General features: G+C 53.1%; 11 protein-coding genes and 2 tRNA genes. 1 reads left to right on the top strand and 12 read right to left on the bottom strand.

Translation table 11 applies throughout. The features are described 5' to 3' along the window. Window positions 1–7: 7 nt before the first annotated feature. The 3 genes from serS to SELR_RS00935 form a co-directional block, all read right to left on the bottom strand. Window positions 8–1,279 (bottom strand): serine--tRNA ligase, encoded by a 1,272-nt coding sequence (serS, locus tag SELR_RS00945; RefSeq protein WP_014423320.1) that lies wholly within the window; start codon window positions 1,277–1,279, stop codon window positions 8–10. A gap of 150 nt (window positions 1,280–1,429) precedes the next feature. Further along, window positions 1,430–1,507: transfer RNA gene (locus SELR_RS00940), tRNA-Arg, on the bottom strand. Between the two features lie 74 nt (window positions 1,508–1,581). Beyond that, window positions 1,582–3,072 (bottom strand): dipeptide/tripeptide permease B, encoded by a 1,491-nt coding sequence (locus SELR_RS00935; RefSeq protein ID WP_014423319.1) that lies wholly within the window; start codon window positions 3,070–3,072, stop codon window positions 1,582–1,584. Between the two features lie 434 nt (window positions 3,073–3,506). On the opposite strand from SELR_RS00935, the gene SELR_RS00930 reads away from it, so the two are divergent. Further along, a complete protein-coding gene (locus tag SELR_RS00930) occupies window positions 3,507–3,893 on the top strand; it encodes a hypothetical protein (RefSeq protein ID WP_014423317.1) in 387 nt (128 codons plus the stop codon). Window positions 3,894–3,959: 66 nt separating this feature from the next. Here SELR_RS00930 and SELR_RS00925 read toward each other — a convergent pair. The 9 genes from SELR_RS00925 to flgG all read right to left on the bottom strand — a co-directional run bounded on the left by SELR_RS00925 (window position 3,960) and on the right by flgG (window position 12,985). Continuing rightward, a tRNA-Arg gene (locus SELR_RS00925) sits at window positions 3,960–4,036 on the bottom strand. 65 nt (window positions 4,037–4,101) lie between these two features. After that, window positions 4,102–5,367, bottom strand: a complete 1,266-nt coding sequence (gene murA, locus SELR_RS00920; RefSeq protein ID WP_014423316.1) for a UDP-N-acetylglucosamine 1-carboxyvinyltransferase — start codon at window positions 5,365–5,367, stop codon at window positions 4,102–4,104. 100 nt (window positions 5,368–5,467) lie between these two features. Further along, window positions 5,468–7,537 (bottom strand): SpoIVB peptidase S55 domain-containing protein, encoded by a 2,070-nt coding sequence (locus SELR_RS00915; RefSeq protein ID WP_014423315.1) that lies wholly within the window; start codon window positions 7,535–7,537, stop codon window positions 5,468–5,470. 90 nt (window positions 7,538–7,627) lie between these two features. Continuing rightward, a complete protein-coding gene (locus tag SELR_RS00910; RefSeq protein WP_014423314.1) occupies window positions 7,628–9,124 on the bottom strand; it encodes a phosphodiester glycosidase family protein in 1,497 nt (498 codons plus the stop codon). A 78-nt stretch (window positions 9,125–9,202) separates the two neighbouring features. After that, window positions 9,203–9,643: a rod-binding protein gene (locus SELR_RS00905; RefSeq protein WP_041914212.1), complete on the bottom strand. Its 441-nt coding sequence runs from the start codon at window positions 9,641–9,643 to the stop codon at window positions 9,203–9,205. A gap of 13 nt (window positions 9,644–9,656) precedes the next feature. Beyond that, a complete protein-coding gene (locus SELR_RS00900; protein WP_014423312.1) occupies window positions 9,657–10,769 on the bottom strand; it encodes a flagellar basal body P-ring protein FlgI in 1,113 nt (370 codons plus the stop codon). A gap of 15 nt (window positions 10,770–10,784) precedes the next feature. Beyond that, window positions 10,785–11,390 (bottom strand): flagellar basal body L-ring protein FlgH, encoded by a 606-nt coding sequence (locus SELR_RS00895; protein ID WP_014423311.1) that lies wholly within the window; start codon window positions 11,388–11,390, stop codon window positions 10,785–10,787. A 15-nt stretch (window positions 11,391–11,405) separates the two neighbouring features. Beyond that, window positions 11,406–12,194: a flagellar basal body P-ring formation chaperone FlgA gene (gene flgA / locus SELR_RS00890; protein WP_080585393.1), complete on the bottom strand. Its 789-nt coding sequence runs from the start codon at window positions 12,192–12,194 to the stop codon at window positions 11,406–11,408. After that, window positions 12,194–12,985, bottom strand: a complete 792-nt coding sequence (flgG, locus tag SELR_RS00885; RefSeq protein ID WP_041914211.1) for a flagellar basal-body rod protein FlgG — start codon at window positions 12,983–12,985, stop codon at window positions 12,194–12,196. Before flgG ends, flgA begins: the two co-directional genes overlap by 1 nt. Window positions 12,986–13,153: the final 168 nt, after the last annotated feature.

Genomic DNA, 13,153 nt, shown 5'->3' with positions numbered 1-13,153 from the left:
GAGCGGATTAGCGGATAACTTCAACCCCGCCCATATAAGGCACCAGTGCCTTCGGCACAATCACAGAACCGTCTTCCTGCTGATAATTCTCCAGAATAGCAGCCACAGTTCTGCCTACAGCCAGGCCGGAACCATTCAGCGTATGCACGAATTCCGGCTTGGACTTCGCATCACGACGGAACTTGATGTTGGCACGGCGTGCCTGATAATCCAGGCAGTTGGAGCAGGAAGAAATCTCACGGTACTTGCCCTGGGACGGGAACCAAACCTCGATATCATAGGTCTTGGCCGAAGTGAAGCTCATATCGCCCGTGCAGAGCTGCACCACATGATACGGCAGTTCCAAAATCCGCAGCACATCTTCGGCTGCATCCACCATGGATTCCAATTCATCCCAGCTGGTTTCCGGCTTAACGAACTTAATAAGCTCCACCTTATTGAACTGATGCTGACGGATCAGACCACGGGTGTCGCGGCCGGCGCTGCCAGCTTCAGCACGGAAGCAGGCCGTATAAGCGCTGTAGTATTCCGGCAGCTTGTCCCCATCGAGGATTTCATCACGATGGTAGTTCGTGGTCGGCACTTCTGCCGTCGGCACCAGATAATAATCCTGACCTTCCAGCTTAAACATATCTTCCGCAAACTTCGGCAGCTGGCCCGTCCCCGTCATGCTGTCCTTGTTGGCAATATAAGGAGCCAGCATTTCCGTATAACCATGTTTCGTGGCATGCAGATCCATCATGAAGTTGATGCAGGCACGTTCCAGACGGGCACCTAAGCCCTTGTAGAACATGAAACGGGCCCCCGTAACCTTGGCAGCACGGTCAGCATCCAGGATATCCAGATCCGTACCGATATCCCAATGTGCCTTCGGCTCGAAGGAGAATTCCTTCGGCGTGCCCCATTTGCGCACTTCCGGATTTTCCGTATCATCCTTGCCGATGGGCACATCAGCCTTCGGCATATTCGGAATGTGCAGCAGGATGTCGCGCAGCTTTTCCTCAACATCCTTGAGATCCGCATCGAGAGCCGAAATCTTTTCACCGACAGCACGCATCTCGGCAATCTTGTCATCAGCGTTTTCCTTGTTCTTCTTCATCACGCTAATTTCCTTGGATACCGCATTGCGCTCAGCCTTCAGCGTCTCCGTCTGCTGCAGCAGATTGCGGCGCTCCTGCTCCAAAGCCGAAAAATCATCGAGGTTCAGCGGATTGCAACGGTTCTTCAGCATCTCTTTTACTTCGTCCAGATGCTCCCGGACAAATTTGATATCTAACACAATATTCACTCTCCATATCTCATAGCCCTTATCTTGGGCGAATTTTCACCTAGGACAATATTATACCGCAACTGTCACAAAAATGCCAATCAAAGATTTCATAGCAAAAAGCCCTTACCCCGCGAGAGGTAAGGACTGGTCATTTCAATATGGTGACCCAGGAGGGACTCGAACCCCCGACCCTTTGATTCGTAGTCAAATACTCTAATCCAACTGAGCTACTGAGTCATGGTAACTGCTTTCGCAATCAACATATGTTATTATAGCGACTGCGAAAGCAAGTGTCAATACTTATTTTAAAATTATTTTTGCAGAGCGGGTTCTGCTTCCACAACCTCATCATCCTGCTTGTTGATCAGTTTGTTCAGCAGAGGAACCGTAGCGGCCATCAATACCGTTACGCCCAGGGTCACGAGACCGATCTGCGTGAAGACGTCGGAATATACGCCCAAGGTCAGCACAGGATCCGTAACATCCTTCGGCACAGCCGTAAGGCTGGCCACCCAGCCGCCGATGATGGAAGAGATTGCCGTGGTCAGGAACCAGGCACCCATCAGGAAGCCGATAAGCTTCTGGGGCACGAGCTTGGAAATCATGGACAGGCCCAGACCGCTGATCAGCAGCTCGCCAATGGAGCTCAGGAAATAGGAACCAACCAGCCACCAGGCAGAGACGATACCGCCTTCATTGGCAAAGTTAGCCGAGAAGCCAACTACGAGGAAGGAACCTGCCGTCAGCAGCATGCCAAGAGCGAACTTAGCCGGCATGGACAGATCCTTGCCCTGGCTGCCGAAACGGGAATACATGAAGGCCAAAACCGGGCTGGCCAGCATGATCCAGAACGGATTGAGGGTCTGGAATACCTGTGCATCGGGAATGTTGATGCCCATGATGCTGTGCTCCACGTTCTTGATGGCAAAGAAATTCAGGGACGTGGGCATCTGATTGTAAAGGGTGAAGAACACGATAGCTTCCACAATCAGGATCATCGCCGCAATCATATGGCTGCGGGTTGCACCCGTAGACTGGATGATCATCTTGAAGAATACGCCGTATACCAGGATACCGATGATCAGCAACAGCCAGTGAGCCACGGACAGATGGGAAAGCAGCCAGCTGGAAACGAAGGTCATAGCGACCACGCCGGCGATGACAGCTGCCAGCTTCGTATAAGAAAGCTTTTCTGCACCGGCCGGAGAGTCAATGCCCCGCACCAGATACCGGAAGCTGATGAAACCGCCAATAGCCAGGACAAGGCCCATCGCACAGATCATAAAGCCCAGATCAAGGCCATACTGTGCACCGATAATCGGCACCAGCAGCATGGAGATGAAAGAACCGATATTCACGGCCATATAATACATGGTGAACGCACTGTCCAACTCCTCCTCTGCCCCTTCATAGAGCTTGGAAAGCAGGGAGGACGGGTTTGCCTTGAAGATACCATTACCGCAGGCAATCGCACCCAGGGCCAGGAACACCATGTCCTTATTGGCACCAGCCATGCCCATCATGAAATAACCGATCATGAGCACCACAGCCCCCAGCGTGATCGTGCGCTGGGTTCCGAGGACCTTGTCCCCCAGGAAACCGCCGATGGATACATAACCATATACCATGGCGCTGAATGCACCAAATACAACAAAGGACTCTGCGTCTTCCATGCCCAGGCTCTTAACGAAGAAGCCTGCCAGCACAGCCTGCAGACCGTAAAAACCAAACCGCTCCCAGAATTCCAGGAAGAAAAGCATATTAAACGCTTTTTTGCGATTTACAGGTTGCGTTTCTACCATAAATCATTCTCCTAACTTTCTCGAAAATACATACACACAGCATCACATCTCTGCAATGTTTGTTACGGGTAGACATTATAGCATAAATAAAAGTATCTGCAAAGTATGGCAATGTGTAAAAACTGTTACATGGACAACTATACATTTTTCCCTTCTGCAAAACAAAGACATATGTCCCTTTTCCGGAATCAATTCTCAAAAACTATTAATATATATCTCATAAATAATAGTTGTGAAAGAAAAATAACACAAAAATTTATCAACTTTTGTAAACTTGTAACGATAGGCGTACAATCCGCCCTTATGTCCATCATGAGTATACACGCTCCACTGTAAATGTCCTTTGAACATACTTTATGCAATTTGACAGCAAAGCTATATCTGCTACAATAGAATCAGCATTTTGCAATTATTATAGAAAGAAAGGTTTTAACATGCTTTATATCATCAACAGCCTTGTCACGGAAGGAGACGCCACCAGCTTCTCCCTGATTGGCGTAACCGGTGACAAGAAAAAAGCCGCCGAACTGGCAGCAGAGGTCTACAAGGATTATAACAAGGTCGCTTCCTTCCAGAACATCGAAATGATCACGGAATGGCTGGCCACCCGGATGAATTATTCCTTCCGCAAGGACAAAAGTCACCGGCTGCAGCTTTCCATCACGGAACTGGAACAGGAGAGCACGGCTCCCGAAAACAAAGTGATCTTCTCGGCAGCCGCAGAACAGGACGAGCTGATGCGCAAGGTCAGCGAAGCACTGTTCGAGGGGAAACATCAGGCAGAAAGAGGCGGAGAAACACATTCCTGCCCGATTGAGTAAGCAAAAATATAAACTAAGCCCGGTGATGAATTTCTCTTTCATCACCGGGCATCTTTTACAAAAAACTGGTGCGATTGGCGCGATTCGAACGCGCGACCTGCCGCTTAGGAGGCGGACGCTCTATCCAACTGAGCTACAACCGCAACATAAGATATTATAACAGAATATGGACAAAAAATAAAGAGGCCGCAAGGCCTCTTTGCTATTTTCAGGAATCCCGGCGGCAGATATCTGCCCCAAGACCCACCAGTTTCTGTACGAGATTGTCGTAGCCACGGTCGATATGATGGATGTATCCCACCTGGGTTTCGCCTTCTGCCACCAGACCGGCCAATACCATAGCGGCACCAGCACGGAGGTCGGTAGCCTTCACCTGACAGCCCGTAAGGGTTTCCACCCCTTCCACCACAGAGGTGCGGCCGTCAATCTTGATATTGGAACCCATGCGCTTCAATTCATCCACATGCATGAAGCGGTTTTCGAACACCGTTTCCGTGACCATGCCGGTACCCTCAGAGATGGCCAGCATCGCCATGAACTGTGCCTGCATATCGGTCGGGAAGCCCGGATAAGGCATGGTCTTGATGTCCACGGCCTTGGTGCGCTTATCGCAGGTCACGCGGATGCCGTCCACATCCTCTTCGATATTCACGCCGGCTTCCTTGAGCTTGGCGATGACAGGTTTCAGATGTTCGCTGATGGCATTCTCGATGTAGACATCCCCCTGGGTCATAGCCGCTGCCACCATATAGGTACCAGCTTCGATACGGTCAGGGATGATCGTATAATCACGCCCCGTCAGTTTGGACACGCCTTCAATCTTGATGACATTGGTGCCTGCACCGCGGATCTTGGCCCCCATCACATTGAGGTAATTGGCCAGATCCACGATTTCCGGCTCCTGGGCCGGATTTTCCAGGATGGTGACGCCTTCCGCCATGGAAGCGGCCATCAGGATGTTTTCCGTAGCACCTACGCTGGGGAAATCCAGGTAGATTTTCGTGCCCTTGAGCCCCTCTGGAGCCGTGGCCTCGATAAAGCCGTGACCGATCTTGATCTTAGCGCCCAGTGCTTCAAAGCCCTTCAAATGCAGATCAATGGGCCGGGTGCCGATGGCACAGCCGCCGGGCAGGGAAATCTTTGCCTGTCCGCAACGGGCCAGCAGCGGCCCCATGATCAGGAAGGAGGCCCGCATCTTACGCACCAGATCGTACGGTGCCTCGCAGCTGCCAATCACCGTGCTGTCCACACGCAGCTGATGCTTTTCTTCATCGAAGTCTGCTTTTACCCCTAATTTTTTCAAGACCTCGGTAATGGTATGTACGTCTTCTAATGCCGGAACTTCGTCCAAAAGACTTTCCCTATCTTGTCCCAAGAGTGTTGCCGCAATGATGGGCAGCACTGCATTCTTGGCCCCGCTGATTTTTACGCGCCCTTTTAAGGGACGTCCCCCGTGTATAATCAACTTTTCCATTAAGTTCTTTATCCTCCTAGTAGTCGCGCTTTTAAAAGCACCAACCAATAGTTTACCATTAACCGCCAGTCTTTACAATAGGGGAGTTACACTTTTACCATCAGCCCCGTTCCACTGTCAGGGTGGAATGGATCACATTGTCGATGATATAACCAGTGGTAAATTTCGTCTCACCAGGCGTTACTGGCTGCTTGCCTAATTTATCAAGATTGCTGGCCCGCTCCTTGCTCTTGCGGGCAGCATCCCGCTGAGCCCGCAGGATTGCCGACTTGCTGGCCGGCATCTGCACGGCTCCGGGTGCAATGACGATTTCATTGTTGCGGCCGGCCTTCTCCAGCTTCTGCAATTTGGCTTCTGTGGTCAGCTTGCTCTCGGCTTCTGTGGTCACATCCACGCCTGCCTGCTGCAAAAGCATCAGGGAGGTCACCGGCGTCAGGCCGCCGCCCCGAATGTCTAGATTCATGGTCCCTGCCGGCTGTGCTTCCGGCACCGTGTAGGGAATGATCAGGGTTTCCTGGGATTTGCGGTAAGGCTTGATGGTCGTGGTGAATTTCACCGTGTCGCCGGGTTTCACCTTTTTCTTGTCCGGCACGGCGGAAACAATGGAGGCCGTCTTGCGGCCGCCATCCACGGTGATATCCACCTGTACGTCGATGATATCCGATTCCTTGTCGGTGTTCTGGCAGATGGTGCTCACGGCCTGGATCAGTTCCGCCATGGCAATCTGTCCCACATCAGCGGTGTTATAGAACATATTATCCCGGGATACCACACCATCCTGTACTGCATCGGTGCGAATCCTGAAGCCCACCTTGGCCGTGCTGCCGCTGAGGTTGTCACTGGTCTTGGACAGGGCGGCATAAGCAATGCCTCCCGAAAGCTGAGGCAGGAAATCTTCGTCATAGGCAATCCGGGCACCGTAGTTGACATTGCGGGCCAGGGAATTGTCACGGACATTGACCTTGATGGGAACCACCGAGGGGAACTCGCCCAACGTGCCGGAAATCCCCGTAGCACGGTCCTGTTTGATACGGCCGATGATGTTGCCGATATTGGCGACTTTCATGCCATTGCTCTGCCCGCTGATGGTGCCTACCACCTTGGCATCGGTCATGAAATAGTTCACATTGCCCCGATGCAGGAAGGGATGGCCGAAAGCCAGGATATTATCGCCATCTACAGCTGTCACCGTGCCCGTGGCGCCCACAGCAAAATCGCCATAAGCCACGGCTACGCCGACTGCAGCTCCGGGCACAAGGCTGGCATTGTAGACGGTTTTGCCCATTTCCGCAGCCGTAGGTGCCCCCATGGGCAGGAATGTGTAGCTATCCTGCGGATCGATCTGACGCTTCAGGAAATCCAGCCCGGCCTGATTGAAGCCGGAAAAATACATGACATCCTTCGGTTCAGCCTTCACCTCTGTCTTGGCTGGCTTTTCCTTTTTATTGTTCTTTTTCGCAGCTTTGCCAGCCTGAGGCGCCTTGTCAGGTTCCTGTTTTACCGTCTCTACTGCTGCCTTGGCGGTTTCTGCTGCTTTGTCGGCGGCTTTTTCACTCGCCGTTTTTTCCTTGCCTTTATCTTTATCGGCCTTGACGGCTGCCCGGGCACGGTCTAACAGTTCGTCACCATAGACCTTCTGGTCGCCTGACTTGGCCCGCTCTTCCTGCTGCTTCTTCTTTTCCTTGGCTTCCTGCTCGCGTTTCTCTGCCGCCTTCTTGATATTGATGGTGGAAAGCCTCGTCTTGTTCTTCCGGTCCGGCATTGACCAAAGCGGTGTCATCTCATCAATGGGGGTGATGAAGAAGGTGTACGGCGTCATGCCTTTGATCCCGGCGGCCACAGCACCGATCAGATAGCCATCCACATAAACGGGACTGCCGCTCATGCCCTGCAGGATACCGCCGGTCTGCTCGATTACCGGGCCGGAGGCCTTGGCCATGATCATGGGCTGGGATCCCTTGCCGTTATCCATATTGCCCACAATGTCCACCTGGAAATCCTTGAGTTCGCCGCTGCTGTCCACGACGGTGTACGCCGTCCCCACCATGCCGCCAGTCACCTGACTATGGGGCATAATGGGGTCCATGGCCAATCCTGTGGCCGGGGCAGACATCATCATTCCTGCCAGTCCTGCTGCCACCATTTTCCTTATATATCTACGCAAAATCATTCACCTCATTTGCAGTTCTATATTTGTCCATCTTCTCATTATAACGCCAGCCAAGGGGTTTTACTATAGGCACAAAGTCCCATCGCAGAATTATTTTTTCGTGATAATCAGGGCACTGCCCACATAACGCTCAGAACCGTCACTGGGGGAGTTCTGCAGCTGCCCGCCGATAACCAACGCACTGGAGCCGCCACCATCCAGGTTCATGGCATCCCTGGCCCCCATTTTCACCAGGAGCTTCGCCCAATCGGTAAGGGTCAGCCCCCGGCTAGAGGACTGGCGGCCATCCACCACGCCAAACAGGTAATTGCCATTCTTGAGGATGGCCACTGCACTGCGGGGTGCCCGGCCATAGCGGATATCCCCAGGGAACTGTTCTTCCCCGGCCGTCACCGCCACCTGCCCATTCTGTACCAAACGCGGGCCGGCGCCCATGATATCCACTGCCTGATTCCAGCGCGCTCCCAGATCCTGATCGATTTCCGCCCGGTCGCCGACCTGCACACCGGCAAAGGCATCAGCGGAAGTCCCGTGGACAGAGATCACCATGCCATCCTTGGGAATGACAGAATTCCCCGTGTTGATGGCCGTAACTTCCCCATTGACCACAGTATACTCCATGCCGTATTCATTGGTGCGGGTACGGGAACCATACCAATGATTGTAGATGGTGAGATTATTGGCCCCGCGCTCGCAGTCCACACCGGACACCGGCAGGGTAACATCCCCCAAAGTCACATGACCGCTATAGCTCACTGGCCCCATAAAAGGTTGGCCGTTAGCATTCATGCCGATGGCTGTACGGCGGAAATAGGTGGTTCCCGCCATATCTCCATCAATCTTGATCATACCGATGGCATCGCCATTCCCGGCAAAGTAAGTGGCATTCACCGCCGCCACCGCATCCGTCATATCCGACATGCCGCTGGTGGTCTGCAGCCCCGGCACCCGGCCTTTGGCCAGCACCGGCTTGATGGTGTAGAGATTCTTATCCGCTTCCACGAAATAAGCGGAAATCTTACCGGCATCGTCCCAATAAACATACTGCCGTTTGGCGATTCCCGGGGCCATCATTTCCGTATAAAGGCCATCAAAATCCAGCGGCATCATATTGCGGGCATCTGTAACTGCCGGCTTGGACGGTTTCCTCACCACGCCTCCTGCCGGCTTTTTCTGCACGGTGCTGCCGCCATCATGAACCATGGTTTCCGGCAGGATATCCACAAACACCCGGGCAGGATTGGCCAATTTATCCACCTTATAGCCCAGCCCACTCTTCAGTCGCAGCGTCACCAACAGATGCCCATTCTTTTCCGTATACTGCACCGACTCAATGCGGCTGCTGGAAAAGGCCTCCTTGCTGACCATGCGCCTATCCGCAGCAAAGAAATCAATCGTCAGCAGTTTCTTATCTGCTGAAATCTTCACATCATAGCGGGGCATCTCCGACCAGTCAAATACGATCCGGTCATGCTCCGATCCGCTGTGATAGCGCACGGAATTCAGGTCAGCAGCCTCAGCTGCCGGTATGCCCAGCAGGGATAAAGTTATCAGCAAAGCCGTTAATTTTCTCGCTTTAAACAACAACCAAAAGACCTCCTACACCTATATGTATTTTGGTACAAATAATAAAGAGGGCGGTTGACACAACCGCCCCAGCCATTCTTATTTTACCACATTTTGACTTTGCTTCACAACTTGCGGCTTGAGCTGCTTATACATCATATCCGCAATCCCGATGCCGCCGCCCGCTGCCACTTGTTTCATCAGTTCGTCGTCCCGCATATCTTTGAAGATCTTCTCGCCATGGGATTCGCCGAACAAGTTGTTTTCCGGCACGGTTGCCCGCATCTGCCGGTACATCATATTGAGGAACATGGCCTCAAAACCCTCACAGGCTTTCTTCAGCTCCTTGTCACGCTTCGCCAGCTCGGCAGCCTCCTGCACTGAATGGGCATCGCCGCTTTTTTGCGACTTGGCCACCTTTCCCTGCAAATCCTTCAGCACATCCGCAAACTTGGCTGATTCTGCCGCAGCCTGCGCCGAATCATAATTATTATTGGCACCTGTGCCTAACCCCTGTGCCATCAATGGTGCTATCTGCATGAAATACACCGCCTTAAATCAACTGCAGCTCCGCATGGAGCGCCCCTGCCGCCTTGATGGCCTGCAGGATGGAAATGGTATCCCGGGGCGTTGCCCCCACGGCATTCAAAGCGCCGACAATATCACTGACATTGGCCGTGGCCGGCAATACCAGCGTGCTGGCCTTATCCTCCTTGACATCCACATTCTCATTGCGCGTCTCAATGGTGGTGCCGTAACTGAAGGGCTCCGGCTGGCTGGCCGTCTTATTCTTCTGCACCTTGATGGTCAGACCGCCCTGGGTGATGGCGATCTCATCCACCGAAACATCGCCGCCCATGACAATGGTGCCCGTGCGCTCATTGACCACAATCTTGGCCACCTTATCCGGCATCACCGGCAATTCCTCAATGGAAGCCACAAAGCCCACCACATTCCCCTGATAATAGCTGGGTATGGTTATGTCAATCCGCCCAGGATTCACCGCCTGAGCAATACCGCCATATTGGGAATTGATGGCTGTCGCCATGCGGGTTGCCGTGGTAAAATCCGGATGGGATAGCGACAACGACAGCCGTCCGTTATTTCCCAGATCATCTTCCACGGTACGTTCCACAATGGCCCCATTGGGTGTCATACCCACCGTAGGGAAATTTTTGGTAGCCGTGGAAGCGCCCTTGCCCGCAGCAAAACCGCCGGTGGACACAGCCCCCTGAGCCACGGCATACACCGTTCCATTCCCCGCCCGCAAAGGCGTCTGCAAAAGTGTGCCGCCCTGAATGCTATCCGCGTCACCGATAGAAGACACCGTGATATCAATGGTATCCCCTTCCCGCACGAAAGGCGGCAGGGTAGCCGTCACCATGACCGCCGCCACATTATCAGATTTCAGGGAGGACTGATTGACCGACACGCCATATGTTTTCAGCATATTGACGATGGATTGGATGGTCTCCGTTGTTTTATTGGAGTCACCTGTGCCGTTAAGGCCCACCACCAGGCCATAGCCCATAAGCTGGTTGGAGCGCACGCCCTGTACCTTGGCAATATCCTTGATCCTCGTCACCGCATTATCTGCCGAGGCCATTGTGGGCAAACCGCCCAGCACCAACGCCCCGGCCAGCAAACAAGCCAGTATCTTCTTCATATAAGCATCCCCTAATCAGAACAGAATATTGAAGATCTGCGTCAGGATTCCCTGCCGCTGTTTGGCATTCAGCGGCCCCTTGCCGTTGAATTTCACTTCCGCCGCCGCAATCTTCGTGGACGGAATGGTATTATTGGCCGTCACATCCTCCGGCCGGCAGATGCCCCGGAAGGTGATCTTATGCTCATTCTTGTTGTGCCAGATGGACTGTGTCCCCTCCAGCACCAGATTACCATTGGGCTGGATATCCACCACCGTAACCGTCACATTGGCTGTAGTGGTATTCTTCGCACTGGATGAACCATTGGCCTTGAAGGAATCCGAACCACTGGCCGACGCGGCTTTCAGGAAATCAAAGATGCCGATTCCCGCTGATAGTGACGTACTGCCGCTCTTGCTGTTGGCACTGGACTTGCTGGTGGACAGGCTGGTGCTCTCACTGATGGCAATGGTCAGAATATCCCCCACATCCTGAGCCTTCCGGTCGGAGAAAATATTCCGATACCGTCCCCCTTCTGCCCAGAGGGACTGTGCTGAAACAGCTACCGGTGCCAGACTGAAAAACAGCCCCCCCGCCGCCAAAGCCAACGCAATATTTTTATGATAGTTCTTGATCTGCATACTCATTACCTGCCTTTAACGACCTGTAATCTCTACGGTATTGGCATCCACTACACGCCCCAGCAGCAGCTTGCTGGAATGGGCATTGCGCACCCGGATTCTGCCGCCAATCCGCCCTTTCTGCAAGGCTATGCCATCGGCGCTGACCTGCACCCCATTGACCTTGGTGATGAGTTTCACCGGTGCATTCGGATTGATCACCACAGGGTTCTGCAGCATATTCTGTTCGATGGGCTGCCCCATATGGATGTAACGGATGGGTACCCGGCCGGCAATATCCTCGTATTTCGTCAGATAGCGCCCTGTGCCCCCCTGCACCTCACGTTCTTCGAGGCGTACGGCATTGGCGCCAATAGTCTGCTCCAAACCAAGATTCATCCCGGCCACCAGTACCTTTTCAAAGACCTGCACCCGATAATAACAGATAGCCCGCCGATAGAGCTTTTCATTCACGAACACCCGGATATGCACTGGCTGCACATTGCCATAATGCAGCTTGCCCGGGATTTCCGCCTCATAGCGGATTTTCCCTGCCGGCAGACGCATATCCGGGGGGGAAACGGTCAGTGTCAGTACATGCCGCCGCCCTTCTCCCACTTTATAGAGTTCCAACTCCAATTGCTGCCGGGCAATCCCCGCCAATTTCTGGGAACTCATAAGCTGTGGAAAAGCCTCCGCCTGCTGACCGCCGCCATAGATTGCTTCTGCCTGCGGCGGAGAAACACAAACTGACAGACAGAAGAAGCCAATCCATAACATCCATGATGTAAACAGACTGGCTATGCGGCTTCTTTTCACTTTCATCAGCGTTTCAGGCCATTGGCAATTTCCAGCATGGAATCAGAAGTGGTGATGGCCTTGGAGTTGGATTCATAAGCACGCTGGGAAACGATCATATTGACCATTTCCTCGACGATCTGCACATTGCTCATCTCCAATGTACCCTGAGTAAGGGTACCCGCACCGTCCGTACCGGGATTGCCTTCAATGGGATCGCCGGAAGCTGCCGATACGATAAAGAGGTTCTTGCCAACAGCCGTAAGGCCTGCCGGATTGACGAACCGGGCCAAGGTGATCTGTCCCACATTCTGCTGCGTGCCGCCTGCCGGCGTTTCCGATACAGTGCCATCACCGGCAATGACGATAGAATCCACTGGTGAATTCTCCGCAAAAGTAATGCCATCCGCCAGCAGATAACCATCAGAAGTCACCATACGCCGCTGAGAATCTAATTTAAAGGAGCCATCGCGGGTATATGCCGTGGTCCCATCCGGCATCGTAACTCGGAAATATCCTTCGCCCTGAATGCCAATATCCAAAGGATGTTCTGTACTTTGCAAAGGCCCCTGAGTAATCACCCGCTGGGTAGCCGCCACACGCGTCCCTAATCCGACCTGCAAGCCGGTCGGATACTGATTATCCTGCCCGCTCTGAGCCCCGGCATCCCGCAAAGTCTGATAGATCAGATCCTGAAACTCCGCCCGTACCTTCTTGCCGCCATAGGTATTGACATTGGCGATATTATGGGCGATCACATCAATATTAGTCTGCTGCCCCTTCATCCCCGAAGCCGCCGACCAAAGCGCTCTCATCATAACGAGCTACCTCCTCACCTCATCTGCCTCACTAACGTTCGGCACCTTCTCCTCAATAGGGAAGGCTTTTACTGCCACAACGAAAAAGATACCACTAAATCGTTGCCCAGCGCCCACGGACGGGCGCAGGCGGACGTAAATCCCGTGATGGGATTTCAGTCCGCGTTT

Origin of the sequence: Selenomonas ruminantium subsp. lactilytica TAM6421, from assembly GCF_000284095.1 — a bacterium.
Taxonomy (GTDB): Bacteria; Bacillota; Negativicutes; order Selenomonadales; family Selenomonadaceae; genus Selenomonas_A; species Selenomonas_A lactilytica.
This window is presented reverse-complemented; position numbering and strand designations above follow the sequence as displayed.

Coding starts and splice junctions, on each gene's coding strand:
- flgG (WP_041914211.1), bottom strand. CDS start 12,985: ATGATGAGAGCGCTTTGGTCGGCGGCTTCGGGGATGAAGGGGCAGCAG.
- SELR_RS00900 (WP_014423312.1), bottom strand. CDS start 10,769: ATGAAGAAGATACTGGCTTGTTTGCTGGCCGGGGCGTTGGTGCTGGGC.
- SELR_RS00915 (WP_014423315.1), bottom strand. CDS start 7,537: ATGATTTTGCGTAGATATATAAGGAAAATGGTGGCAGCAGGACTGGCA.
- SELR_RS00905 (WP_041914212.1), bottom strand. CDS start 9,643: ATGCAGATAGCACCATTGATGGCACAGGGGTTAGGCACAGGTGCCAAT.
- SELR_RS00930 (WP_014423317.1), top strand. CDS start 3,507: ATGCTTTATATCATCAACAGCCTTGTCACGGAAGGAGACGCCACCAGC.
- SELR_RS00895 (WP_014423311.1), bottom strand. CDS start 11,390: ATGCAGATCAAGAACTATCATAAAAATATTGCGTTGGCTTTGGCGGCG.
- SELR_RS00935 (WP_014423319.1), bottom strand. CDS start 3,072: ATGGTAGAAACGCAACCTGTAAATCGCAAAAAAGCGTTTAATATGCTT.
- murA (WP_014423316.1), bottom strand. CDS start 5,367: ATGGAAAAGTTGATTATACACGGGGGACGTCCCTTAAAAGGGCGCGTA.
- flgA (WP_080585393.1), bottom strand. CDS start 12,194: ATGAAAGTGAAAAGAAGCCGCATAGCCAGTCTGTTTACATCATGGATG.